The sequence below is a fragment of the Halobaculum roseum genome, from assembly GCF_019880245.1.
Classification (GTDB): domain Archaea; phylum Halobacteriota; class Halobacteria; order Halobacteriales; family Haloferacaceae; genus Halobaculum; species Halobaculum roseum.
This window is the reverse complement of sequence record NZ_CP082286.1, coordinates 470,464-494,153: the sequence shown is the minus strand read 5'-3', so window position 1 is coordinate 494,153 and position 23,690 is coordinate 470,464. Positions and strand designations below refer to the sequence as shown.

25 protein-coding genes, 1 tRNA gene and 1 pseudogene are annotated in these 23,690 nt (G+C 70.7%); 13 read left to right on the top strand and 14 right to left on the bottom strand.

Translation table 11 applies throughout. From position 1 onward, the window contains the following. Positions 1 to 50: 50 nt before the first annotated feature. The 3 genes from K6T36_RS02565 to thyA all read right to left on the bottom strand — a co-directional run bounded on the left by K6T36_RS02565 (position 51) and on the right by thyA (position 2,717). A complete protein-coding gene (locus K6T36_RS02565) occupies positions 51 to 1,061 on the bottom strand; it encodes a lamin tail domain-containing protein (protein WP_222922460.1) in 1,011 nt (336 codons plus the stop codon). Positions 1,062 to 1,131: 70 nt separating this feature from the next. Further along, positions 1,132 to 1,710, bottom strand: a complete 579-nt coding sequence (locus K6T36_RS02560) for a dihydrofolate reductase (RefSeq protein ID WP_222922459.1) — start codon at positions 1,708 to 1,710, stop codon at positions 1,132 to 1,134. Further along, positions 1,710 to 2,717 (bottom strand): thymidylate synthase, encoded by a 1,008-nt coding sequence (gene thyA / locus K6T36_RS02555; protein ID WP_222922458.1) that lies wholly within the window; start codon positions 2,715 to 2,717, stop codon positions 1,710 to 1,712. The genes K6T36_RS02560 and thyA overlap by 1 nt, the downstream gene beginning before the upstream one ends. A gap of 96 nt (positions 2,718 to 2,813) precedes the next feature. On the opposite strand from thyA, the gene K6T36_RS02550 reads away from it, so the two are divergent. Then, entirely contained in the window at positions 2,814 to 3,440 is a 627-nt protein-coding gene (locus tag K6T36_RS02550; protein ID WP_222607895.1) for an MBL fold metallo-hydrolase, read from the top strand. A 76-nt stretch (positions 3,441 to 3,516) separates the two neighbouring features. Here the strand turns inward: K6T36_RS02550 and K6T36_RS02545 are convergent, their stop codons facing one another. The 5 genes and pseudogenes from K6T36_RS02545 to sod all read right to left on the bottom strand — a co-directional run bounded on the left by K6T36_RS02545 (position 3,517) and on the right by sod (position 6,885). Beyond that, complete coding sequence (locus K6T36_RS02545; protein ID WP_222922457.1) at positions 3,517 to 4,356, bottom strand: ATPase; 840 nt, start codon at positions 4,354 to 4,356, stop codon at positions 3,517 to 3,519. 95 nt (positions 4,357 to 4,451) lie between these two features. Then, positions 4,452 to 4,712, bottom strand: a pseudogene (locus K6T36_RS02540) (DUF5827 family protein); the annotation flags it as partial. A gap of 118 nt (positions 4,713 to 4,830) precedes the next feature. Then, positions 4,831 to 5,292: a cupin domain-containing protein gene (locus tag K6T36_RS02535; RefSeq protein WP_222922455.1), complete on the bottom strand. Its 462-nt coding sequence runs from the start codon at positions 5,290 to 5,292 to the stop codon at positions 4,831 to 4,833. A 133-nt stretch (positions 5,293 to 5,425) separates the two neighbouring features. After that, positions 5,426 to 6,127: an MBL fold metallo-hydrolase gene (locus tag K6T36_RS02530; RefSeq protein ID WP_222922454.1), complete on the bottom strand. Its 702-nt coding sequence runs from the start codon at positions 6,125 to 6,127 to the stop codon at positions 5,426 to 5,428. Between the two features lie 158 nt (positions 6,128 to 6,285). After that, complete coding sequence (sod, locus tag K6T36_RS02525; protein WP_222922453.1) at positions 6,286 to 6,885, bottom strand: superoxide dismutase; 600 nt, start codon at positions 6,883 to 6,885, stop codon at positions 6,286 to 6,288. Positions 6,886 to 7,128: 243 nt separating this feature from the next. Here sod and K6T36_RS02520 point away from each other — a divergent pair, with 243 nt between their 5' ends. Further along, positions 7,129 to 8,097 (top strand): bile acid:sodium symporter family protein, encoded by a 969-nt coding sequence (locus K6T36_RS02520; protein WP_390182299.1) that lies wholly within the window; start codon positions 7,129 to 7,131, stop codon positions 8,095 to 8,097. A 36-nt stretch (positions 8,098 to 8,133) separates the two neighbouring features. Here K6T36_RS02520 and K6T36_RS02515 read toward each other — a convergent pair whose 3' ends face one another. After that, complete coding sequence (locus K6T36_RS02515) at positions 8,134 to 8,757, bottom strand: DJ-1/PfpI family protein (protein WP_222922452.1); 624 nt, start codon at positions 8,755 to 8,757, stop codon at positions 8,134 to 8,136. Positions 8,758 to 8,864: 107 nt separating this feature from the next. Between K6T36_RS02515 and K6T36_RS02510 the strand changes: the two genes are divergently transcribed. Continuing rightward, positions 8,865 to 9,005: a hypothetical protein gene (locus K6T36_RS02510; RefSeq protein ID WP_222922451.1), complete on the top strand. Its 141-nt coding sequence runs from the start codon at positions 8,865 to 8,867 to the stop codon at positions 9,003 to 9,005. Between the two features lie 18 nt (positions 9,006 to 9,023). Here the strand turns inward: K6T36_RS02510 and K6T36_RS02505 are convergent, their stop codons facing one another. Next, positions 9,024 to 10,544 (bottom strand): cryptochrome/photolyase family protein, encoded by a 1,521-nt coding sequence (locus K6T36_RS02505; protein ID WP_222922450.1) that lies wholly within the window; start codon positions 10,542 to 10,544, stop codon positions 9,024 to 9,026. Between the two features lie 133 nt (positions 10,545 to 10,677). Between K6T36_RS02505 and K6T36_RS02500 the strand changes: the two genes are divergently transcribed. Next, positions 10,678 to 11,802 carry a DUF7351 domain-containing protein gene (locus K6T36_RS02500; protein ID WP_222922449.1) on the top strand — a complete coding sequence of 375 codons (1,125 nt, stop codon included), beginning with the start codon at positions 10,678 to 10,680 and terminating at the stop codon, positions 11,800 to 11,802. Here the strand turns inward: K6T36_RS02500 and K6T36_RS02495 are convergent. The 3 genes from K6T36_RS02495 to folP all read right to left on the bottom strand — a co-directional run bounded on the left by K6T36_RS02495 (position 11,772) and on the right by folP (position 14,537). Further along, positions 11,772 to 12,497 carry an Ntn hydrolase family protein gene (locus K6T36_RS02495; protein WP_222922448.1) on the bottom strand — a complete coding sequence of 242 codons (726 nt, stop codon included), beginning with the start codon at positions 12,495 to 12,497 and terminating at the stop codon, positions 11,772 to 11,774. The two genes, K6T36_RS02500 and K6T36_RS02495, sit on opposite strands and share 31 nt — an antisense overlap. Positions 12,498 to 12,588: 91 nt before the next feature. Beyond that, positions 12,589 to 13,263 carry a 6-hydroxymethylpterin diphosphokinase MptE-like protein gene (locus tag K6T36_RS02490; RefSeq protein WP_222922447.1) on the bottom strand — a complete coding sequence of 225 codons (675 nt, stop codon included), beginning with the start codon at positions 13,261 to 13,263 and terminating at the stop codon, positions 12,589 to 12,591. A 128-nt stretch (positions 13,264 to 13,391) separates the two neighbouring features. After that, positions 13,392 to 14,537: a dihydropteroate synthase gene (gene folP, locus K6T36_RS02485; RefSeq protein WP_222922446.1), complete on the bottom strand. Its 1,146-nt coding sequence runs from the start codon at positions 14,535 to 14,537 to the stop codon at positions 13,392 to 13,394. Positions 14,538 to 14,697: 160 nt separating this feature from the next. Here folP and K6T36_RS02480 point away from each other — a divergent pair, with 160 nt between their 5' ends. Continuing rightward, complete coding sequence (locus K6T36_RS02480) at positions 14,698 to 15,270, top strand: DUF8114 family protein (protein WP_222922445.1); 573 nt, start codon at positions 14,698 to 14,700, stop codon at positions 15,268 to 15,270. After that, positions 15,267 to 16,103 carry an RNA methyltransferase gene (locus tag K6T36_RS02475; protein ID WP_222922444.1) on the top strand — a complete coding sequence of 279 codons (837 nt, stop codon included), beginning with the start codon at positions 15,267 to 15,269 and terminating at the stop codon, positions 16,101 to 16,103. Before K6T36_RS02480 ends, K6T36_RS02475 begins: the two co-directional genes overlap by 4 nt. Positions 16,104 to 16,165: 62 nt before the next feature. Here K6T36_RS02475 and K6T36_RS02470 read toward each other — a convergent pair whose 3' ends face one another. After that, the gene (locus K6T36_RS02470; protein WP_222922443.1) at positions 16,166 to 16,612 is read right to left on the bottom strand and encodes a MaoC family dehydratase; all 447 of its coding nucleotides are present in this window, start codon (positions 16,610 to 16,612) and stop codon (positions 16,166 to 16,168) included. Positions 16,613 to 16,947: 335 nt separating this feature from the next. Between K6T36_RS02470 and K6T36_RS02465 the strand changes: the two genes are divergently transcribed. The 7 genes from K6T36_RS02465 to K6T36_RS02435 all read left to right on the top strand — a co-directional run bounded on the left by K6T36_RS02465 (position 16,948) and on the right by K6T36_RS02435 (position 23,688). Further along, positions 16,948 to 18,741 (top strand): glutamate--tRNA ligase, encoded by a 1,794-nt coding sequence (locus K6T36_RS02465; protein WP_222922442.1) that lies wholly within the window; start codon positions 16,948 to 16,950, stop codon positions 18,739 to 18,741. A gap of 107 nt (positions 18,742 to 18,848) precedes the next feature. Then, positions 18,849 to 20,318: a CoA-acylating methylmalonate-semialdehyde dehydrogenase gene (locus tag K6T36_RS02460; protein ID WP_222922441.1), complete on the top strand. Its 1,470-nt coding sequence runs from the start codon at positions 18,849 to 18,851 to the stop codon at positions 20,316 to 20,318. Between the two features lie 78 nt (positions 20,319 to 20,396). After that, a complete protein-coding gene (locus K6T36_RS02455; protein WP_222922440.1) occupies positions 20,397 to 21,929 on the top strand; it encodes a sensor histidine kinase in 1,533 nt (510 codons plus the stop codon). Positions 21,930 to 22,131: 202 nt separating this feature from the next. Beyond that, a tRNA-Ser gene (locus tag K6T36_RS02450) sits at positions 22,132 to 22,215 on the top strand. Positions 22,216 to 22,234: 19 nt separating this feature from the next. Beyond that, complete coding sequence (locus tag K6T36_RS02445) at positions 22,235 to 22,771, top strand: 30S ribosomal protein S13 (protein ID WP_222922439.1); 537 nt, start codon at positions 22,235 to 22,237, stop codon at positions 22,769 to 22,771. Beyond that, positions 22,768 to 23,292, top strand: a complete 525-nt coding sequence (locus K6T36_RS02440; RefSeq protein WP_222922438.1) for a 30S ribosomal protein S4 — start codon at positions 22,768 to 22,770, stop codon at positions 23,290 to 23,292. Before K6T36_RS02445 ends, K6T36_RS02440 begins: the two co-directional genes overlap by 4 nt. Beyond that, a complete protein-coding gene (locus K6T36_RS02435) occupies positions 23,293 to 23,688 on the top strand; it encodes a 30S ribosomal protein S11 (RefSeq protein ID WP_159668264.1) in 396 nt (131 codons plus the stop codon). It abuts the gene before it with no gap. Positions 23,689 to 23,690 lie beyond the last annotated feature (2 nt).

Sequence of the window (23,690 nt, the reverse complement as noted above, 5' to 3'; positions counted from 1 at the left end):
GCGAACGATCCACGTGCGACGGATAGCTGTGTCGCCGGAGGCGGGACGCCTCAGGTCGACCGCTCGGCGACGAGGTTCCCGTCCTCGTCGCGCAGGGTCACCGTCTCGCCGTCGTTGTTGAGCGTCGGTCGTTCCCGGCCCCAGTACAGGTCCGTCTCGGTGTCCTCGCCGCTGCCGACGTGGAGCGTGAGCGACGCGTCCGCGGGGAGCGTCACGCCGTCGGGGAACTCGTAGGTGAAGCCAGCCTCGTCCGACAGCGTCCACCCCGAGAGGTCGACCGGCTCGTCGCCGCGGTTCGTGAGGACGACGTACTCGTCGTTGAGGTTCTCGCCGTCCTCGCCCTCGGCGTCGGCGTGGATCCGCGAGACGACGACCCCGTCGCCGGCGGGCGTCGCCGTCGCGGACGCGGTGGCGATCGTCTCGTCCTCGCCGGCGGGGCCGGGCGTGCCGTCGCGGCAGGTCCACAGCCCGCGGTCGGCGGCCATCGCCCGCTCCTCGGCGGCGTAGAAGCGGTCGCCGCGTTCGAAGGACGAGTCGTACACGCGGGCCAGCCCGCGGTCGATCAGCGCGTAGTTGAACGACCCGCCGTCGTGGTGGACGTACACGAGCAGCCGGTCGTAGTAGCCGCGACGGGGCTCGTTCGAGTCGAAGGCGAGCGTCACCTCCTCGCCGAGCAGGCGGTTCTTCGCGTAGGCGCTGGCGCGATCGCCGTACTCGCGGAGACACGACCGGCCGGCCTCCGTGTCGGGGACGCCCTCGAACTCGTCCGGGGAGTTCTCGCCGTACACCTCCGGCGTGTCGACGCCCAGCAGCCGGGCCGTGTCGGTCGTGCCGTTCTCGTATTCGAACCGGAACGTGTCGCCGTCGACGATCTCGACGACGGTCACGCGGATGCCGTCCGCCGGCGGGGCGGCGGTGGCCGGCGTTCCGTCCGAGCCGGGCGGCGCGGTCGCGGTGTCCCCGCCGCCGACGGTCGCGTCGCTGCCCGCCGGCCCGACGACACAACCCGCGAGCACGAGCAGGAGGCAGCAGGCGAGCGCGACGAGGCGAGGGCGAGCCATGTTCGCTCGACGGATGGCGCGGCGGGCGGAAAGCCGTTCTGCATGGTGCGGCTGTCCTCGACCGCGCGCGCTATCTCCGGCGCTCGTAGACGACGAAGTCGAACGCGTCGTGTTCCTCCCGGTCGACCTCGACCCACTCACCCCGATCGAACTCGGGAAATTCGGTGTCCCCCTCGTGTGAGTCGTGGATCTCGGTGAGGACTAGCTCGTCGGCAAGCGGGAGGAACTGCCCGTAAACGGCGCCGCCGCCGGCGACGTAGACGGTGTCGACGCCCCGTTCGGCGGCGTCGGCGCGGGCGGCCGCGAGCGCCTCCTCGACGGACCCGGTGACGATCACCTCCTCCGGGAGGTCCGGGTCCGACCGCGAGAGGACGACGTTCGTCCGGTCGGGCAGCGGGCCGCCGATGTCGCTCGCGATCGACTCGTACGTCCGCCGGCCCATGATCACGGGGTGTCCCGTTGTGGTCTCCTTGAAGTGGCGCATGTCCGCGGGGAAGTGCCACGGCATCCCGCCCTCGGCGCCGATGACGCCGTTGGCGGCGACGGCGGCGATGAGCGAGACGCGAATATCGCCGCCGCCTCCGCCCTCACCGTCCGTGTCGGCGCCGGTCGAAGGGGACCCGTCGGTCGAGCCGGGACCGTCCGGCATCACTCGGCGACCGCGAACTCGATGCCCGGCCCCGGGTCGTACTCCAGCAGCTCGATGTCGTCGAACGCCAACTCGTCGAGCGGCTTGTCGGCGACGCGCAGCGTCGGCTTCTCGCGCGGCTCGCGGCCGAGCTGTCGCAGCAGGCCGGGGACGTGGTCTTTCTTCTCGTCGCCTTCGGCCTCCGCGGGCGCGGTCTCCTCGACCCAGTCGGCCAGCCGCTCGTACTCCTCGCGCGACTCGGCGTCCGCGAGGCCGTCACGGAGCATCGCGCGGGCGTCGGCGTCGCCGTACCAGTCGCCACGGTCGCCGGTGCCGCAGTAGACGTGGGCGTCGACGACGCTGTGGGCGAACGTGCCGGGCTCGAAGCCGGTGCGCTGGGCGACGGCCGTCAGCAGGATCGAGTAGGCGGCGATGTTGAACGGGATGCCGAGCGCCAGGTCGCCCGAGCGCTGGGTGAGGTGCAGGTTCAGGCGATCGCCCTGGACGTTGAACACGAAGGTGTAGTGACACGGCGGGAGCGTCGAGACGGTCGCGTTCGCGGGGTGCCAGGCGTTGACGACGATACGTCGCGATTGGGGGTTCTCCCGCAGCGTGGCGAGGACGTACGCCAGTTGGTCGAACGTGCGCTCGTCGTCGTTCATCCAGCGGTGGCTGTCGTCGGGCCACGTCTCGCCCTCCAGCCCCTCCTCGGGGACGGGGTAGCGCCGCCAGAAGCGGCCGTAGGCGGTGTCGAGGCGGCCCTCCTCGTCGGCCCACGCGTCCCAGATCCCCGTCTTCTCGCGGAGGTCGCGGATGTGCTCCTCGCCCGAGAGGTACCACAGGAGCTCGTGGATGAGCGATTTCCAACGGAAGCCCGAGAGGTCCTTCGTCGTGAGCAGGGGGAAGCCGTCGGCGAGGTCGGCCTCGTAGTGCGCCGAGAAGGACGAGAGCGTGTCGACGCCGGTCCGGTTCGGCTTGTGGGTGCCGTCCCGGATCACGTCCTCGACGGTCGAGAGGTACTGCTGCATACGCGAGAAGGGCGGGGCGTCCGTGATAGACCTACCGGACCCGGCCACCCGTCCGGAACGCCAACCCCCAAGACCCGCCGTCGCTTATCGTCGTCCATGATCCACAACCTCGCCGCCGGCGTGCAGGCGTTCACGAGCAACGCGTTCCTCGTCTCCGGCCCCGCGGGCGCCGACGCGCCCGCGACGGCCGACGACGGTGACCACGGCCGGCGCGTCCTCGTCGACACCGGGTCGAACTTCGATATCCTCCCGCTCGTCCGCGAACGCGTCGACGACCTCGACGCGATCGTCCTCACCCACACGCACCACGACCACGTCGGCAACGTCGAGGCCGTCCGCAACGCCTTCGGCGTCGAGACGTGGGGCTTCGACACGAGCCAGCCGAGCGTGGACAACGAGATCCCCGACGGCGGACGTGTCGATATGGGGCTCGGCAGCTACGAGGCGCTGCACACGCCCGGGCACAAGGACGACCACCTCTGCTTCTACGACGAGGACGCGGGCGTGCTGTTCGCGGGCGACCTGATCTTCCAGAACGGCGGCTTCGGGCGGACGGACCTGGAGGAGGGCGACCGCGACGCGCTGATCCGTAGCATCGACCGCGTGCGCGAGCGCGTCGACGGCGACGGCCTCCGGGAACTCCACGTCGGCCACGGGCCGAGCGTGCTGGATTCGCCGTTCGAGCACGTGGAACTCGCCGGGCGGGCGGCGCGAACGCGCTAGCTCCCGGATCGGTTCGGTCGGAGGGAAGTCGTGCCGGCCGGATCGAACCCGGGCTATCGGCCGGACCGGACCTGAGCTACCGGCCGCCGGCCGCCCCGAGAAGGTCATCGTACGCCGCCGAGTAGGCCGAGGCGACGGCGTCCGGGTCGGCCCGTTCCTCGTCCGTCAGCGGGCGGAGATCGTGCGTCGAGAGCGGATCGAGCATCTCGGTGACGCGCTCGACGCGGACCTCCAGCGTTCCCTCGTCGCGGCCGCCGGTCGCGGCCTCTCGGGCGAGCGCCCAACGGTCGCCGCCGTACACCCGACACCGGCCGGGGTCGACGACGGCGACGGCGTCGAAGGAGACCTCGCGCAGCGGGGTCGCCACGTCGCCGTACGACTCCACGAGCGCGACGCCCGCGTCGCCGGCGGACCGAACGTCCTCAGACAGTCGGTCGAGCGCTGGCAGGTGGAGGTCAGCCATCGCGTCGTTGACCGCCCGAACCGAGTCGACCTGGCGGGCGTCCGCGAGCGGGAGGTCCTCGCGGAGCCGAGACGGGATCTCGACGGTATCGTTCACCACCCACTCGTCGCCGTCGGCGGTCCGGACGCGGTCGACGAGGAACGTCCGGTCGGACTCGCCGAGCAGCCCGGTCTCGCCGGGCGTCGGTCGCCAGAGCCGGTGTATCGGGTTCCGGGTCTCGTGGCTCGCGTCGCTGTCGGCGGCCCGGAGCAGTCGGTCGATGTCCTTCCCGTAGAGGCGGCCGTCGCCCGCCGCCCGGCGCACGTCGTCGTGGTCGAACCAGCGGTCGTTGCCGGCGCGGGGCTTGAACACGCGCGTCCCCTCGCCGTCGGCGCGGAGGCGGGCCGCGAGCCCGACGGCGAACGTCGTCTTGCCGGCGTCCACCGGGTCCGCGCCGGCGACGAGGAGCCTCACTGCTCGTCCGGCGACGGGTCGTCCGGGTGTCCGGGGGCGTCGCCGGCGGCCGAGCCGTCGTCGTTGCCATCGGCCCCGTCGAGATCCTCGGGTCGCCGCAGGCCGTAGTACCCGGGCTCGTCGTCCCCGCGCGGCTCCGCGACGACGAGTTCCGCCGCGTTCGTCATGATCCACGGGATCGCCCAGTCGAGCAGCACCTCCTCGGTCCCCTCGTCGATCTCGGCGTCGGGCTCCAGCCCCTGCAGGAGCCGCGCGATCTCGTAGACGGTGTACATCCGGTCCGGCTCGAACAGCTCCGCGGGGGTGTAGAAGTCGCACGGGTACAGCCCGGGGAACTCGGCTTTCTCGATCGGCATACCCGACCGTAGCCCCGCCCGTCGCTAAAACGCGGCGGGTTGCTGGAGGCGTCCCCATCGTCGGCGACGCGTGACGGACCGGCCACGTCGGCCGGTCTGCCTCCGTCGGCCAGTCGGACTACGTCGGGAGGTCCGCCTCGGTGCCGCACTCGGGGCAGACGAACCCCATGCCGTCGTCGCCGGGGACCGCCGCGAGCGCCTCGTGCCCGCACTCGCGACACGTGACCGGAACGCGCACCTCCGTCGAGTCGCCCGGCGCGCCGAGCGCGAGCGCCTCGACGGCCTCGTCGCCCTCGTTGTTCCCGGTCTGGTACTCGCCGGGGGCGAACCGGACCGCCTCGCCCTCGTCGACCTCGACGGCGCCGTCCTCCGTCTCGAACGTCGCGGTTCCAGAAAGGATCACGAACACTTCCTCCTGGTCGAGGTGGGTGTGCATCCCGCCGGAGAACCCCTCGCCCGGGTCGAGCCGGTAGTGGTTGATCGCCATGTCCTCGGCGCCGAGCGCGTCGGTGAGCCGGCGCATCTCCACGTCCCTGCCGAACCCGCCCGTCTCTGCCTCGTCGATGTCGACGTGTTCCATCGGTCGCCGTCTCGGCCGGGGGCGATATGAATCGTCCGGCGGCGGCAGACCGAGTAGCCGATCGCTCCCGACCCCGCCTTCGCCTCCGCTCTCGATTCCGCCTTTGCCCACCCCCCGCCTTCGCCCTCGCGTTCTACTCCAGGTGCTCGGCCGCCAGCGACTCGTATATCGCTTCGATCTCGGGGATTCCGGCGTCGACGTCCCCGCCGTGATAGCAGTGGATCGTCCCCACGTCCGCCCCCAGTTCGGCGAGCCGACCCACCGACCGGGTCGCCTCGGCCATGTCCGGCGTGAAGTGCTCCGCGGGGCCGACCAGGTCGCCGCCCTCCCCGCGAAGCGCGTCGGCCGCGAGCACCACGCCGGACTCGGGGAAGTGAAACGCGAGGTGTCCGGGCGCGTGACCCGGCGTGAACACCGCGCGCATCGGCCCCGCGTCCGTCCGGAACGTTACGCCGTCCTGCAACGCCACGTCGACCGGAACGGGCTCGTAGCGCTCGCCCTCGGGATCGCTTTTGATCGGGAACTCCCGACCGTCGACGTACGGCGCCGCAGCCTCGTGGGCGTACACGACGGGGTCGGCGGCGCGTTCAAGCGCCGCCGCCAGGCCGCCCGCGTGATCGCCGTCGTGGTGGGTGAGGAGGACCGCGCGAACATCGGCCAGATCCAGCCCGTGGGTCGCGAGCGCGTCAGCCAGTTGGTCGGTCTGCCCCGGAAGCCCGGCGTCGATCAGCACGGGTCCCTTCGGCGTCTCCACGGCCGCCGGGTGGAAGGTGGCCGTGCCGTCATCCCGTTCCATCGTCAACTCCAGGGCGTACACGCCGTCGGCGAGTTCCATGGGCGGCGTCTCGGTCGCGAGAGCCGTAACTGTGGGTGTCGGCGTCTCGCCCCCGACGCGGGAGTACACGGCGGCGCGGAGCCGTCCCTCACGAGCGGTGCGTCAAAGAAGTCGAACGTTCGGCTCGGATCCCTCCGGATCCGTTCGTCGTCCCCGACTTACTCGAAGAGCTGGACGGCCTGTTCGTAGCGGGTCGAGGGTTCGTCCCAGTCGACGACCTCGAAGAACGCGCTGATGAAGTCGCCGCGGGCGGGGCCGTAGTCGTAGTAGTAGGAGTGCTCCCACACGTCCAGCGCGAGGATCGGGTGGCCGCCCCAGATCGCGCCCTGGTCGTGCTTGTCGACCACGACGTTGCGTAGCTGGTTCGAGAACGTGTCGTACACGAGCAGGGCCCAGCCGCTGGCGTTGCCGGCGGCGGCCTCGAACTCGCCCTTCCACGCCTCGTAGGAGCCGAAGTCCTCCTCGATCCGGTCGGCGAGCGCGCCCGACGGCTCGTCGCCGCCCTCCGGGCTCATGTTCTGCCAGAACAGGTCGTGCAGAATGTGTCCCGAGGAGTTGTGGGTCACGTTCCGAATGGCACCGGGCGAGGAGCCGAACTCGCCAGCCTCGCGGTTCTCCGCGAGCGTCTCCTCGGCCGAGTTCCAGCCGTTGACATAGCCCTGGTGATGGGTGTCGTGATGCCACGTCAGCACCTGCTCGGAAATGTGGGGTTCCAACGCGTCGTAGTCGTACGGCAACGGATCGAGTTCGTAGCTCATGATTGTATGCCTCCGGCCGTACCAACGGCGGGATAGCTGTTAAAGATTGAGAAGTTGACTGCTAGCACTTCACAAGAGCGTTTCGCTCCGAAACCGACGCAGGCTTGCGATCCGCCCTCGCCCGTTCGGTTCTCGGTCGGGCGGGCGCTTACCTCAGGTTCGCGAGAATTGTACACTGCGACACGTTTTCACGCGCGAGGGGTCGTCGGTCACGTCGTGTCCCTGATCGATCAGCTCGCTGCGGTGGGTCGGATCGCCAGCAAGTACTTCGTCGTGTGGGTCCTCGCGGCCGCCGGCGCGGCGCTCGTGCGCCCGGACCCGTTCATCCCGGTCCTCGACTACGTCACGCCGCTGCTCGGGGTGATCATGCTCGGGATGGGGCTGACGCTCCAACCCGAGGACTTCGAGCGACTGGTCGAGCGCCCCGTCGACGTCGGGATCGCCGCGGCCGCGCAGTGGCTCGTGATGCCGCTGGCGGCCTACGGGCTGTACATCCTGCTCGACCTCCCGGACGCCATCGGCGTCGGGCTGATCCTCGTCGGCGCCGCCCCCGGCGGCACCGCCTCGAACGTGATGACGTTCCTGGGCCGCGGCGACGTGGCGCTGTCGGTGGCCGTCACGACGCTCACGACGCTCGCGGCGCCGATCGTCATGCCCGCGTGGACGCTGTTCGCGCTCGGGGAGACGGTCGACGTGACGTTCGCGCAGATGTTCGGCAGCATCGTCCAGATCGTCATCGTTCCGGTCGTGCTCGGGTTCGCGATCCGGTACGTCCTCGACCGGCGAGCGCCCGAGGCCGCCGAGGCGGGCGTCGACGTGTTCCCGCTGGTCAGCGTCGTCGCCATCGTCGCCATCGTCGCCGGCGTGGTCGGCGCGAACGTCGACAACATCCTGACCGCGGGCGCCCTGGTACTGCTCGCCGTCGTGGTCCACAACGCGATCGGGCTGGGCGCCGGCTACGGCGTCGGCCGCGCGGCGGGGATGTCCGCGGACCGGCGGCGGACCTGCGCGTTCGAGGTCGGTCTCCAGAACAGCGGCCTCGCGGTGGCGCTCGCGACCTCGCTGTTCTCGCCGGCGGCGGCGCTCGTTCCCGCGCTGTTCAGCGTTTGGCACAACGTCTCCGGCCCCGCGCTCGCGAGCTTCTTCACCTGGCGCGACGACGCGGTCGACGGCTCCCCGGAGCCCGCGGCGGCGCCGGCGACCGACGACTGAGCGCCGGCGACGAAAAGAGACGTTCCGTCCGGCGCGTCACTCCGATCGCGCGATCGCGCCCGGCTCGTAGGCGTCGTGCTGGCGGGTGTACTCCATCGTCGTCGCCACCGACTCGGCGATCTCGGCGCCCGCCTCGCGTTCGACGATGTGGAGCGCCAAGTCGATCCCCGAGGTGACGCCGCCCGCCGAGAGCACGTCCCCGTCGTCGACGACGCGCTCCTCGCGGACGTCGGCGTCGGTGTCGCGGAGGTCCTCGAGGGCTGAGGCGTGAGTGACCGCGGGACGACCGTCGAACAGGCCCGCCTTCGAGAGCAACATCCCGCCGGTGCAGACGGACGCGACGGTCGCGCCGGCGTCGTGGTGGGCGGCGACGACCTCCGGGATCGCGCCGCGCTCGTACTCCGCCCACGCGCCGGCCTCGCTGCGGTCGTTCCAGCCGCCGCCGGGGACGACGAGCAGGTCGAGGTCGCCCGGATCGGGGAGGTCGCCCTCGGCCTCGACGCGCATCCCGTGGCTCGCGGTGACCGTTCCGGGACCGTCGAGCGCGACGAGTTCCGTGTGGAAGTCGGCGCCGGCGGCCTCGGCGTTGCGGAACACCTCGAACGGGCCGACCGCGTCCAACTCGTCGAATCCCTCGTACAGCAGCACGGCGATGTCCATACTCCGTGGAGGGACTCCGGCGGCATAGTCGTACCGTGAGCCGTGCCGTCACGAGGAGCGACGGCGCGGCGATCAGGTTCATGTGCGGCCGGCCGCTCGAAGGGCGCATGGGTCACTGTCCCCACTGCGACACGGACGTCCGCGAGGTCGTCGAGAGCGAGACCGACGCCCGGTTCACCGGAGACGCGACGGTCTGGGAGTGTGCCGCCTGCGGGGCGATCCTCGGCGTGAGCGAGATCGGCGTGTGATCCGACGGGCCGTCGGGGTCAGTCGGCGCTCGCCTCCTCCCCTTCCTCATCCCCCTCTTCCTCGCCGCGGGCGCGCTTGAACATCGAGAGCGCCCGCTCGCGCATCTCGGAGTGGTCGACGATCGGGTCGGGATACTCCGGGGCGAGCTGTCGGCGGCGACCCACCGACAGCTCGTGCCAGGAGTGAACGTTGTCGGGGGAGACGGACGCGAGTTCGGGGACGTACTCCGCGACGTACTCGGCGTCGGGGTCGTAGCGCTCGCCCTGCGTCATGGGGTTGAAGATGCGGAAGTACGGCTGGGCGTCGGTCCCGGTCGAGGCGGCCCACTGCCAGCCGCCGTTGTCGTTGGCGGTGTCGTGGTCAGCGAGGTGCCGCTTGAAGTGCTCGTAGCCGTGGCGCCAGTCGAGCAGCAGGTCCTTCGTGAGGAACGACGCGACGATCATCCGAACGCGGTTGTGCATGTACGCCTCCTCGGTCAGTTGGCGCATCCCCGCGTCGACGATCGGATAGCCGGTTCTCCCCTCCTTCCACGCCGCCAGGTGCTCCATCGCCGTGTCATCGTTGCGCCACTCGATCGGGCGTTCGTAGTCCTTGTAGTTCTGTGTCACCACCTCGGGGTTCGCCCACAGCACCTGCGTGTAGAACTCCCGCCACGCGAGCTGGGACTGGAACTCCTCGACGGACGCGACGGGGCCCTCCCCGTCGTCGTCCACGGTGTCGTCGGCCATCGCCGCCGCCTCGGCGTTCGCCTCCTCGGTCGCGGCGTACACCTCGCGGACGCCGATCGTGCCCCACTTGAGATCCGTCGAGAGCCGGGAGGTCGCCTCCCTCGCCGGGTAGTCGCGGTCCTCGCCGTAGCGGTAGACGGCGTCCTCGCAGAACGCGGCGAGCCGGTCGCGGGCGGCGTCGGTGCCGGCGGCCTGCACGTCGGCGTCCGGTTCCACGAACCCGAGATCCGTGATACTCGGGAGAGCGTCGCCGGCGACGGCGTCGACATTGACGAGATCGGCGGCGTCGGCGTCGACGAGGTCGTCGCCGGCGGGGACGTCGAACGGGTCTGCCTTCTCGCGGTCGCGCCACTTCTTCCAGAAATAGGTGAACACGGCGTAGGGGTCGCCCTGGTTGGTCGTGATCGTGCCCGGCTCGTGGTGCACCGCGTCGTGGTGGGTCTCGCGAGCGACGCCGGCGGCATCCAGCGCCACCCGGACGCGGGCGTCGCGCTCGCGGGCCAGCCCGGAGTAGTCCTCGTTCCAGACGACCGCCTCGGCGCCGAACTCGTCGGCCAGCTCCGGGAGCACCTCGGCCGGGTCGCCGCGGGCGACGACCAGGTCCGAGCCGCGCTCGCGGTAGTCGTCCCGAAGCGCCGCGAGCGCGTCGAGCATGAACCGGACGCGGGGCGGCGCACCGTGAGCCAGCACGTCGTCGTCGAAGACGAACACTGGCACGACCGCCCCGTCGTTCCCGGTCGCGTCGGCCGCGGCGGCGAGGCCGCGGTTGTCGGCGACGCGCAGATCCCGCCGGTGCCAGAACAGTCGCATGAGACCGGACACGGGCGCGACGGTAGTAAGCGCAGGGGGCGACGGCGAGGCGACACGCCGCCGCGCCGATGCGTCCGCGCGCCGGTCCGCCGGCCGGGACAGCTTCTTGTCCCCGCCGGTGATCCTGCGGGGTATGAACGACGGTCACGACGCGTCGCCCGGTCCCGAAGCCGACGGGGGCGTCGCCGCCAACGACGCGGACGACCCCGCGAGCGACGCGGACGCCGCGAGCCCCGACGAGGTCGACGACGCGGGGGCGTCCGCTGTCGCGCCCGACGACGCCTTCGCCGCCCTGGCCGACGAGACGCGCCTCCGGACGGTCCGGACGCTCGCGTCCGCCGACCGTCCCCTCGGGTTCACCGAGCTGTTCGAGCGCGTCGCCGACGACCCCGACGGCCCGTCGGCGGGGTTCGCCTACCACCTGCGACAGCTGACGGACCGGTACGTGAGAACCGACGACGACGGGCGCTACCGGCCGACGTTCGCCGGCCGGCAGGCCGCCCGCGCGCTCGACGCCGGCGTCTACACCGAACGCGTGGACCGCGACCCCGAGCCGGTCGCCGGCGACTGCCCGGTGTGCGGCGCGTCGGCGTTGGAGGCGCGGATCGCCGACAACCACGTCGCCGTCGCCTGCACCGACTGCGCGACCGAACTCCTCGCGCTCCCGTTCCCGCCGGGCGGCGTCCGCGACCGCGACACCGACGAGGTGCTCCCGGCGTTCGACGCCTACCACCGCGCGCGCCTCCGGCAGCTCGCCGACGGCGTCTGTCCTGACTGCGCGGGCCGCGCCGAGGGGAAGATCGCGTTCGTCGAACCGGCGGAGCTTCCGGACGCCGCCGAGGCGGGAGACGGGACCGAGGACGCGCCGGCGCGTCCGGTCGTCGCCGGCGCGTGCGCCGACTGCGACTTCCGCGTCCGGGTTCCGGTGTCGGTCGCGCTCGCGGAGCACCCGGCGGTGGTCGCCTTCTGCGACGACCACGGGATCGACGTGCGCGAGCGGCCGATCTGGAACCTCGGGTCGGAGTGGGCCGAGGGCGTGCTGTCGACCGATCCGCCGGCCGTCCGCGTCTCCGTCGCCGGCGACGGGGAGACGCTCCGGCTCCTCGTGGGCGACGGGCCGACCGTGGTCGAGACCGAACGCGTGACCGCGGCGGACGACGACCGAGGGGGAACGGGACCGACCGAGCGGTCGACGGAGGGCGGCCCGGAGGGAGACGACGCCGACGATCAGGCGGCGACCGCCGCCGGGTCGTCGTAGACGGCCTCCTCGACCCCGTCATCGGTGATCGTCACCAGGTGGAGCCCGTTTCCAGAGGCGGTGTCGCGCTCGCTGGCGGCGGCGACGGCGCGCGCGGCCAGCGTCTCCGCGTCGGCGACGCCGACCCCCTCCCGGTAGCCGTCCTCCAGAGTCCCGTAGGCGAACTGCCCCCCGGACCCGTCGGCGGCGTAGGGCTGTTCGAGGACCGACCCGCCCCCGTCGAAGGTGTAGAGGTGGGCCCCGTCGCCGTCGACGCCGCCGAGGAGGTGCTGGACGCCGTACCGCTGCTTGCGCATCGCGGTGGCGGCGTAGCCCGCGAGCGCCGTGGTCGACATCTCGGTTCCCCGGCGGAGTTCGTAGAGCCGGCGCTCGGCGTCCAGGTCGGCGACGAGCGCCTGCGCCCCCGAGACCGAGCCGGTGAACGCCAGCGCCGCCGCGTCGCCGATGGGGTGGACCTTCCGGGCGTCCTTGCTCGATACCATCCGCCCGAGGCTCGCGCGACGATCAGAGGCGAGTACAACCGCGTTGCCGCGATCACCGTGGTCGCCGCTGTCGCCGGCGTGCTCGTCGCGGTCGCCGCCGTCGGCATCGGCGGTATCGTTCGTCGGCTCTCCCTCGCGGTTCGTGTCCCCGTGCGCGACTATCCCGACGATGGTCGTCCCGAGCGACGCCGCGCCGGTGTCCGTGTCGTCCATACCGTCCCGTGTCGCCCGCGGCGAATAAGTATCAGCTAAAATATCCTTTAGCGGGCGAGCGGAACCGAGGTGGACAAGCGATGTGGAACAGTCACAGCGGATCGATCCCGTCGCGCCGGCCGTCGAGGACGGCGAAGCGCTCGCCGCGGCGGCGCTCCAGAAGGTGGAGCAGGCGTTCGGCCCAGTCCAGTTTGCGTGCCTTCATGCCGTCTACCTCGGGGTCGTCGAGATCCCAGCCGGGGAAGACGAGCCGCTCGGCGCCGCAGTGGTCGGCGAGGAACGCCGCGCGATCACCGTCGGTGAAGCCGCCGTAGTTGGCGACGGCGTCGACCGGCGCCGCCTGCGTCGTGACGAGCGTGTGCGCGGCGTCGTAGCGGGGGAGCCACTCCTCGACCAGATCGCCGTTGTCGCCGTGGGCGTGGGCGACGACGGCGGCGCCGCGCTCGGTCCGCGCGAGTCCGGTCCCGGGGTTCTTGTCCAGGTCCGTCACCATCGCGTCGACCGCGACGCCCTCGGCGACGAGGCGGTCCGTGGCGGTCGAGGCCGCGAACACCAGATCAGCGTCGCGAGCGAGGTCGGCCTCCGCCTCCAGCGACGGCCCCGCGCCGGCGACGGCGACGGTCGCGCCCGAACAGTCCAGCCGGTCGAGGTCGAACGGCTCGGCGAACGCTGCGGCGCGGTCCCTGACCGCCTCGTCGGCGGCGCGGTCGAACCCGAAGTCGGCGAGGATCGCCGCGTAGATCGGCTCCCAGTCGGTGAACTCCATGGTGGTGACTACCGGCGTGACGGCTCGCAGTAATACGGGATCGGGCCGAAAGCGCACCAGAGTACCCCTACCCGCGGTGCCCTTCCGGCTTCCATCGTCTGCTATCGACCGATCGGGTATAAGTTTTCTTACTCTGTCGGACGCGCGACGCACGACAGCGCGGCGTCCAACGCCTCCGTAGCCCCGCTCGCGGCCTGTGCGGCCGCCACAGTTTCGGCGACGGTGCCGATCAGCAGGGCCGACGATCCCGTCCCGTCGGCGACGAGAACCGCCGACGAACCGGCGGTAGCGGCGCGCAACGAGCCGATCTCTTCGGAGTCGAGCCCCTCGAACTCGTACACCCGTGCCACGGCGTCGTCGGCGACTGCGGGGTCGCCGCCGAACCGGTCCACGTGCCGGCGGGCGTCGCCGGTCGTCGCCACGTCGAGCTCCTCGACGGATACCTCGCCCCGGGTCCGGACGCGATCGCGGGCGAACTCCTTCCCGATGAGCGCGGCGTCCCGGGTCTCGGCCACGTCGTGCGTGCGGACGATGTGGGCGCCGCGCTCGACGGCCATCGAGGTCGCCGCCAGCGAGACGGGCAGCGCCTCCTCGGTGTCGCGGTCGGCGACGCTCCGGAGGAAGTTCTTCCGGTTGATCGACACCAGGATCGGGCGACCGTAGCCGCGGAACTCCCGGAGGCGGCGGAACGTCTCGCGGTCGTCCGCCAGGGTCTTCTCCTCGGACCAGCCGCCGAACGCCGGGTCGACGATGGTCTTGTCGGTGAAGCCGTTCAGCGACAGCGCCTCGTAGATGTCGTCCACCTCCTCGACGGCGCCCGGTCGCTCCAGGTCCGGCGGCGACGCCATCTTCGCCACCGCGGCGTCGTGTTCCTCGCACACGCGGGGCATCTCCGGATCGCCGAAGCCGCAGATGTCGTTCACCATGTCGAAGCCGCGCGCGAGGGCCTCGTCGGCGACCTCGTGGTATCGGGTCTCGATGGAGAAGACGGCGTCGCCGGAGACGCTCTCGATCGTCTCGATCGCGGTGTCGAGTCGCTCCAGCTCCTCCTCGGCCGACAGCACCTCGAACCGCTTGTTCGCGGATTCGAGACCCACGTCGACGATGTCGGCGCCCTCGTCGATCAGCTCCTCGTCGACGTAGCGGGCGGCCTCGCCGGCGTCGTCGTACACGCTGGGGTCGTAGGGGGACTCCTTCGAGACGTTCAACACGCCCATGATCCGCGGCGGGTGATCGTCGCCGATCGGGAGGCCGGCGGCGTCGACAGTTCGCATGAACCGTTGCAGGGGCGGGTCGCGCTTCGGTGTTGTGATCGCGGAGCCGGCGGCGTCCGATGGGACCGAGCGTCGCCGCCCGCCGGCGCCGCGAGCGCGTCGCTCGTCGCCGGCCCCGAGAGCGCGCCGCTTATCCCCTGCGCGCGGCAAGACGGGGCAAATGGGTAAGGTGAGCATCGGCCTGCGCGGCTGGCGCTTCGACGAGGACGACGTCTTCACCGACGCCGGCGGCTGGAGGCCGCTGGAGGAGATCCCGAAGGAGCCCCGCCACCGGCTCGTGCGGCTTCAGGTCGTGATGAACAAGCCCTGCGACGCCTGCTATCTGATCCACGGCGAGGAGAACAAACGGCAGTGCAGGGTCGCGAGCATCGTCTACGGCGAGCCGCTCGACGAGGTGCTGCTGTGTGACGAACACGAGGCGGACTTCCTCTACTGGTTCCGCGAGCGCGGCGGCTCCTCGATCGCCGGCGAGGAGACGTTCCGCGACGCGTTCCACGAGTGGTTCGACGACGGCGGTCGCGCCCCCGACGGCTACGGCGGCATGGAGCACGTGGAGGAGGCCCCCGAGGAGCTGCCGGACCTGCGCGACCCGGAGGACCTGTACGAGGACGACGACCTCCTCGCGGACGAGCGCCCGGATTTCGACGAGGGCGAGGAGGGGAACGAGGATGACGACGATGCCGACGCCGAGGACGATTTCGACCTCGATCTCGATCGGGAGTACCCGACATGAGCGACGACACGGGCGCCGCCGACGGCGACGACGCGACCGTGGCCACCGCCGGAGACTCGGCGCATGCCGACCGCGAGTTCGTCGTCGTCGTGGTCGAGCCGGAGACGCCGGGCAACGTCGGCACCATCGCGCGGGCGATGAAGAACTTCGGCCTCGCCGACCTGAAGCTGGTCGACCCGCCGGAGATCGATCGCGACAGCGAGGCGTACGGCTTCGCGGGCCACGCCCGCGAGGACGTGCTCCCGAACGCGGACACGGTGACCCTCGACGAGATCGTCGAGGACTATCACACCGTCGGCACCACCGCGATCACCGGCGAGGACGCCCGCAGACACGTCCGGTTCCCGTTCAAGACGCCCACCGAGCTCCGCGAGTCGCTTTCGACCGTCGACACGGACACGGCGCTGGTGTTCGGTCGCGAGGGGACCGGGCTGAACAACGAGGAGTTGGCGCGACTGGACGAGGTCATCTCCGTCCCCGCCAACCCCGACTACCCGGTGATGAACCTCGGGCAGGCGGCGACGGTGACGCTGTACGAGCTCCGTTCGCTGTTCCTCGACGAGTACCAGCTTCCGGACGTGGAACACGAGCGCGCCGCCGAGCCGGAGATCGAACGCTTCTACGAACAGTTCGGCGCGTTCCTCGACGAGGCCGAGTCGCGCGACCACAAGCGCGAGCGCAGCGAGCGGCTGATCCGCCGGCTCGTCGGCCGCGCGCACCCGACGAGCAAGGAGGTGACGACGCTGACGGGCGTGTTCCGGCGGGCGACCGACCTCATGGAGCACGCCGACCACGGCGACCGCGAGCGCGACGACGAACCGCGGGCGCGCTGAGGTCGCCCCCGACGACGACGAGTCGTCCGACCCATCGGGCCCCATCCGGCGGTAATCGCGGCCTAGTCGTCGCCTCGCCGGAGGTACATCACGTTCCCGATCATCGAGAACACGGCCTCGTCGTCCCCGTTGTACGTCCGCGTTCGCGCCCGGATCACCCCCCGTTCCGGGCGTTCTGGCACCTTCTCCAGCACCTCGTTCTCGATCCGGAGGGTGTCGCCCGGCCGCACCGGCGTCGGCCACCGGAGCTCGTCGACGCCCTTCGCGCCGACGGTCGCGGCCTCGGCGAGCGTCCCCTCCACGAGCAGGCGCATCGTCATCGCGGCGGTGTGCCACCCGGAGGCGATGAGGCCGCCGTAGGGCGACTCCTCGGCCGCCCGGTCGGGGTCGGTGTGGAACCACTGCGGGTCGTACCGCTCGGCGAACGACAGCACCTCCTCGCGGGTCACCTCGTAGTCGCCGTGCGTCTCGACATCGCCGACCTCGACGTCCTCGTAGTAGACTGGCATGGCCGGGAGTCCACTCGCGAGCACATGAAACCCGGTGTGGGCGGCGGCGGTACGCGTTGACTACCGGTCGCTCGCACGTCGACGCCGGCGTGAAACGACGTGAACGGTCGACGCCCATATATCGGCGAGTCCCCTGGCTTCGAACGCCCCTACCCGCGTGTGCCACGACGCACACCACTCGGTCGCGTCGACGGGAACGGACCCATGGTGGGGTGGCCCGCCGGCGCGACCCGTTTCTCACCGCTCCCGAGCCCGGGGCACGCGAGTCGCGGTTCGGACCCGGATCCGGGTCCGATCCGGACCGGTTTTGGGCGCGCGGGGAGAACGCCGGCGTAATGGACGACGATCTCGAGGAGCGCGTGCGCGCCGAGGCGGAGACACACGCGCTCTACAACGCCCTGAAGCACGGCTCCGACCCGGAGGTGGGCGCCATCATGGGCCCGCTGATGGGGGAGAACCCCGACTTCCGACCCCACGGCGACGAGGTGCCCGGCGTCGTCGCGCCGGTGGTCGCTGAGGTCTCGGGGATGAGCGACGACGAGCGCCGCGAGCGACTGCTCGAACTCGCGCCCGAACTGGTCGAGGAGCTGGAAGCCGAGGACGAGGAGGACGACCAGGTGCTCCCGGACCTCCCGAACGCCGACGAGTACGACGAGATCCGGATGCGCCTCGCGCCGAACCCCAACGGCCCGTGGCACCTCGGGTCCGCGCGCATGCCCGCGGTCATCGGGACGTACAAGGAGATCTACGACGGCTGGATGCTCTGCCGCTTCGACGACACCGACCCCGAGACAAAACGTCCGGATCTCGACGCCTACGACCAGATCCTCGACGCCATCGGCTACCTCGGCTTCGAGCCCGACGAGGTGCTGAAGGCGAGCGACCGCGTCGAGACGTACTACGACCACGCGCGCGAACTCATCGAGAAGGGCGGCGCATACACCTGTTCGTGCCCGGCCGAGCACTTCCGGAGCCTGAAGGCCGACGCCGAGGCCTGTGAGCACCGCGACAAGTCCGTCGAGACGGTGCGCGAGGAGTTCGAGGCGATGGTCGACGGCGAGTACTCGGACGGCGAGATGGTCCTCCGCGTGAAGACCGACATCCACCACAAGAACCCCGCGCTGCGCGACTTCGTCGCCTTCCGCATGGTCGACACGCCCCACCCGCGCGAGGAGGCGGCCGACTACCGCGCGTGGCCGATGCTCGACTTCCAGTCGGGGATCGACGACCACCTCACGGGCGTCACGCACATCATCCGCGGCATCGACCTCCAGGACTCCGCCAAGCGCCAGCGGTTCGTCTACGACTACTTCGACTGGGAGTACCCCGAGGTCGTCCACTGGGGGCACGTCCAGATCGACGCCTACGACGTGCCGATGTCCACCTCGACGATCAAGGAGAAGGTCGACGCCGGCGAGTTGACCGGCTGGGACGACCCGCGCGCGCCGACGCTGGCGTCGGTGAAGCGCCGCGGCATCCGGGGGCAGGCCATCGTCGACGCGATGGTCGAGCTGGGCGTCTCCACGAGCAACGTCGACCTGGCGATGTCGAGCATCTACGCGAACAACCGCGACCTGATCGACGACGACACCGACCGCCGGTTCCTCGTCCGCGACGGCGACGCCTCCGACGCGACCGACCGCGACCGGCTCCCCGCGGGCGCCGTCGAGGAGCTGGCGCTCGCCGGCGACGTGCCCGACGCGGGCCACCCGCCGTTGCACCCCAACCACGAGGACCGCGGCGACCGCGACGTGCCCGCGAGCGAGGGCGTGCTGCTTGAGTCCGAGGACGTGCCGGTCGACGGCGAGCGCGTCTGGCTCAAGGGGCTCGGCTGTCTGCGCCGCGACGGCGACGAACTCGCGTGGGTCGGCACCGACATCGACCTCGTGCGCGAGGAGGGCGTCCCGGTGGTCCACTGGGTCGGCGCCGGCGACGACGAGCACGTCCGCGTGCGACTCCGAACGATGGACGGCGACGTGGTCGGCTACGCCGAGCCCGGCTACGCGGACTACGACGTGGACGACCTGGTGCAGTTCGAGCGCGTGGGCTTCGCCCGGTTCGACGCCGCCCCGGGGGACGCCGAGGAGGCCGACGCCGGCGAGTACCTCGCCTTTTACGCGCACCCGTAACTGGCGAATCAGTCCCCGCCCTGTTCGGTTCCCGTCCCCCGACCGAGATCCCGCACAACACTACCGGCAACGGTAGCTCTTTCCCGCGAGGTGCGTGATCGATCGTCATGGTAGGCCCTATCGGGGACGGCGAAGTGGCTCACAACTACGTCGGCGGCGAGTGGCGCGAGGCGACCGGCGGCGAGTCGTTGGACGTTGAAAACCCCGCGACCGGCGAGCGGGTCGGATCGGTCGCGTTCTCGTCGGCCGACGACGAGGACGAGGCGGTCGCGCTGGCGAACGAGGCGTTCGAGGAGTGGTCGACGACGGCCGTCGAGGAGCGGATCCAGCCGCTGTTCCGACTGAAGGCGCTCCTCGAGGAGCACCAGGAGTCGCTCGCGGAGGTGCTCGTCACCGAGCACGGCAAGACGAAGGCGGAGGCGATGGGCGAGATACGGCGGGGGATCGAGAACGTCGAGGTCGCCTGCGGCATCCCGACCATGATGCAGGCGGGCCACCTCCCGCACGCGGCGCCGGACATCGACGAGACGGCCGTCCGACAGCCGCTCGGCACCGTGGTGGCGGTGACGCCGTTCAACTTCCCCGCGATGATCCCGCTGTGGTTCCTGCCGTACGCGGTCGCGACGGGCAACACGTTCGTCCTCAAGCCGAGCGAGCGCGACCCGTTCACGGCGAATCGGATCGCCAGCCTCGTCGACGAGGCGGGCTTCCCCGACGGCGTCGTCAACGTCGTCCACGGCGGCCCCGACACGGTGAACCGCCTCATCACCCACGACGGGATCGAGGCGGTCTCGTTCGTGGGGTCGACGCCGATCGCGAAGCACGTCTACGAGACGGCAGCCGGCGCCGGCAAGCGCGTGCAGGCGCAGGGCGGCGCGAAGAACCACGTCGTCGTGAGCGCGAACGCGGACCTGCAGTTCGCGGCCGAGCAGACCTGTTCGTCCGCGTTCGCCAACGCCGGCCAGCGCTGTCTCGCAAATCCCGTCGCTGTTGTGGAGGACGAGGTGTACGACGAGTTCGCCGAGCGACTGGTCGAGGAGGCCGAGTCGATGGAGATCGGTCCCGGCCTGGAGGAGGGGACCGACATGGGTCCGCTCGTGTCCGGCCCGCATCGCGAGTCCGTGCTGGAGTACGTCGAGACCGGCGTCGAGGAGGGCGCGGAGGTGCTGCTCGACGGTCGCGAGCAGGACGTGCCCGAGTCGGGGTATCACCTCGGGGCGACCGTCTTCGGCGACGTGGACCCCGACGCGACGATCGCCCGCGAGGAGATCTTCGGCCCGGTGCTGGCGCTGATCCGCGCGGAGGACTTCGACGACGCCCTCTCGCTGGTGAACCGCTCGCAGTTCGGCAACGCCGCGTCGCTGTTCACCAGCGACGGCGGCGAGGCGCGGCGGTTCCGCCTGGAGATCGACGCCGGCAACGTCGGCGTCAACGTCGGCACCGCCGCCGCGATGGCGTTCTTCCACTTCGGCGGCGACAAGGACTCGTTCTTCGGCGACCTCCACGCCCAGGGCGACGACGCGGTGCGCTTCTACACCGACGAGACGGTGTACATCGAGCGCTGGCCCGATAACTGACGGTGCCGTCGCGGGCGGTGGACGTTGGCGGCACCCGACAGCGAACACCTTTAGTCCGTAGACCGACGCCATACAGTGATGGGAGATTCCGGGGAGCGAACCGAACCGGATGTGACACCGGGCGGATGGGGCACGGAGGAGGTGATCGACCCCGCTCTCCTCGACCGGATGACCGACGGGTTCCACGCGTACGACGACGAGTGGAACACGACGTACCTCAACGAGCGGGCCCGTCGGATCGTCTCCGAGGCGGCGGGCGTGGATCTCTCGACGGAGGAGATCGTCGGTCGGAACGTCTGGGAGGTGGTGCCGGAGGCGGTCGGAACCGAGATCTACGACCGGTACCACGAGGCGATGGAGAGCCAGGAGCCGACGGAGTTCGAGGAGTACTACGAGCCGCTCGATACGTGGTTCGAGATCCGGGCGTACCCCTCCGAGTCCGGACTCTCGGTGTTCTTCCGCGACGTCACCGAGCAGCGGGTCAGACGCGAGGACCTGCGGGCACGGGGTGAAGTGCTGCGCGGGGTCACCGCGACCATCGCCGACGCCGACCTCTCCTTCGAGGACCGGGTGTCGCGGCTCCTGCGGATCGGCGCCGAGATGCTGGGCACCGAGTACGGGACCCTCTCGCGGATCCGCGACGACCGGTACGTCTTCGAGGTCGTCCACGCCCCCGACGACAGCGTCGTCGCCGGCGACGAGGTCGACCTGTCGACGACCAACTGTGAGCGGGTCGTCGTCACCGAGGAGTCGCTCGCGCTCAGCGACGTGGGCGAGGAGCCGGACCTGGCCGAACGCGCGGGCTACACAGACTGGGGGATCTCCTGTTACCTCGGCGTGCCGGTCCGGGTGAACGGATCGGTGTACGGGACCTTCTGCTTCTACGACCGCGACGCGCGCGAGGAGCCGTTCAGGGAGTGGGAGGTGACGACCGTCGAGCTGATGGCCGAGTGGGTGTCGGCGGCGCTGGAGCGGCAGGTCGTCGAGGAGAACCTGCGCCGGCAGAACGACCGGCTGGAGGAGTTCGCGGCGATCGTGAGCCACGACCTCCGCAACCCGCTGGCGATCGCGAAGGGCCAGACGGAGTTGGCCGCCGAGGAGTGCGACAGCGAGCACCTAGTGAAGGCGCGGAACGCCCACGAACGGATGGAACGGATCGTCTCCGACGTGCTGACGATGGCGCAGACGGGGACCGCCGTCGAGGACCCGGAACCGGTCGACCTGACGGCGGCCGCGCGGGAAGCGTGGGCCACGGTCGACACCGGCGAGGCGACCCTCGACGCGTCGGGGGCGCCCACCGTCACGGCCGACGAGAGCCGGCTGCTCCAACTCCTGGAGAACCTCTTTCGCAACGCGGTCGAACACGGCGGCGGGGACGTCCACGTCGTCGTGGAGTCGATCCCCGGAGGGTTCGCCGTCGCCGACGACGGCCCGGGGGTCCCGCCGGAGCACCGCGAGGAGGCGTTCGACCACGGGTTCTCCACACGCGATGACGGCACCGGCTTCGGGCTGAACATCGTCCGGACCATCGCCGAGGCGCACGGCTGGACGGTCTCGCTGACCGACGCCGAGTCGGGCGGGGCGCGCTTCGAGTTCGCCGAGACGAACTGACCCGTCCGGGCGTCGCCGGGGCCGACCGGACCGGCCCGTGCCGGTCGTTCACACGGTCGTGACGCCCTCGCACGGCGACCGGGGGTTTCGTGATGCTTAAGTGCGGGCTCCGAGTTACACCGAACGCAGACACTGTAGGGGCATCGGGTCCCGAGTCCGGAGCCGCGGCGGCTCGCGAGGCGACGATAACACAGCACACGGTGTTGCGGTAGCCAAGCCTGGCCCAAGGCGCTGGGTTGCTAACTCAGTGGCGCAAGCCTCCGGGGTTCGAATCCCCGCCGCAACGCTGACCACACACCCAAGACATGAGTGCAGAAGAACCAGAGAACGCGCCCGACGCGGAGGAGGACGACGAGGACCTCCAGTACTTCGTCCGGATCGGTCAGACGGACCTGGACGGGACGAAGTCCGTCGAGCGCAGCCTCAGCGACATGAAAGGCATCGGCCAGCGCACGGCGCGCCTGGTGGCCGAGGAGGCCGGCGTGGACCGAACCGCCACGTTCGGCCGACTCGATCAGGACGACATCGACGCCGTCGTCGACGTCGTCCAGAACTTCTCGGAGCACGTGCCCGAGTGGATGGTCAACCGGCAGAAGGACTTCTTCACCGGCGAGACCGACCACATCGTGGGCTCTGACCTCAACGAGAAGCGCCGCCACGACATCAACCGGATGAAGATGATCGACTCCTACAAGGGCGTCCGCCACAAGCGCGGGCAGAAGGTCCGCGGACAGCGGACCAAGTCCACGGGCCGGACCGAGGGCACCATCGGAGTCAACGTCGAGGAGATCCGCGAAGAACAGGCCGAGGAGGAAGCGGCCGCGGAGGATGAAGGCGAATGAGCACCGGGACCTCCACCAAGCGATACGAGACGCCGAACCACCCGTACCAGGGCGAGCGGATCGACGAGGAGTCGGACCTGCTCTCCCGCTACGGCCTGAAGAACAAGGAGGAGCTGTGGCGAGCGCAGTCGGAGCTGCGTCGCTACCGCCGCGAGGCGCGGAGCCTCATCGGCGAGTCGCAGGGCGACGTCGAGGCCGCCAACGAGGCCGGCGCCGACTTCGTCGCGCGACTCCAGCGCCTCGGGATCCTCGACGACACGGACGCCATCACCGACGTCCTGTCGCTCGACGTGACCGACGTGCTCGAACGCCGGCTCCAGACGGTCGCGTACCGCAACGGCGTCGGTAACTCGACGAAGCAGGCGCGGCAGTTCATCCTCCACGGCCACGTGGTCGTCGGGGACGCCCGCGTCACGCGCCCGTCGTACAAGGTCGAGACGGTCGAGGAGGACCTCGTCGACTTCGACGAGATCTCCCCGCTCGCCGACGAACTCCACCCCGAACGCGCGGAGGGTCAGTAAATGAGCGAATCCGAGAACACCGAGAGTCGCTGGGCGATCGCGAACGTGTTCGCGTCGTTCAACAACACCCTCATCACGGTGACCGACATCACCGGGGCCGAGACGCTGATCAAGTCCTCGGGCGGCGCCGTGGTGAAGCAGAACCGAGACGAGGCGTCGCCGTACGCGGCCATGCAGATGGCCGAGGGCGTCGCCGAGCAGCTCAAGGCGCAGGGTATCGAGGGCGTCCACGTCCGCATCCGCGGTCCCGGTGGAAACGCCCAGAAGTCCCCCGGGCCGGGCGCGCAGCCGACCATCCGCGCGCTCGCCCGCGCCGGGATCGAGATCGGTCGCATCGAGGACGTGACCCCGATCCCGCACGACGGCACTCGTGCGCCCAAGAAGAACCGCCTGTAACC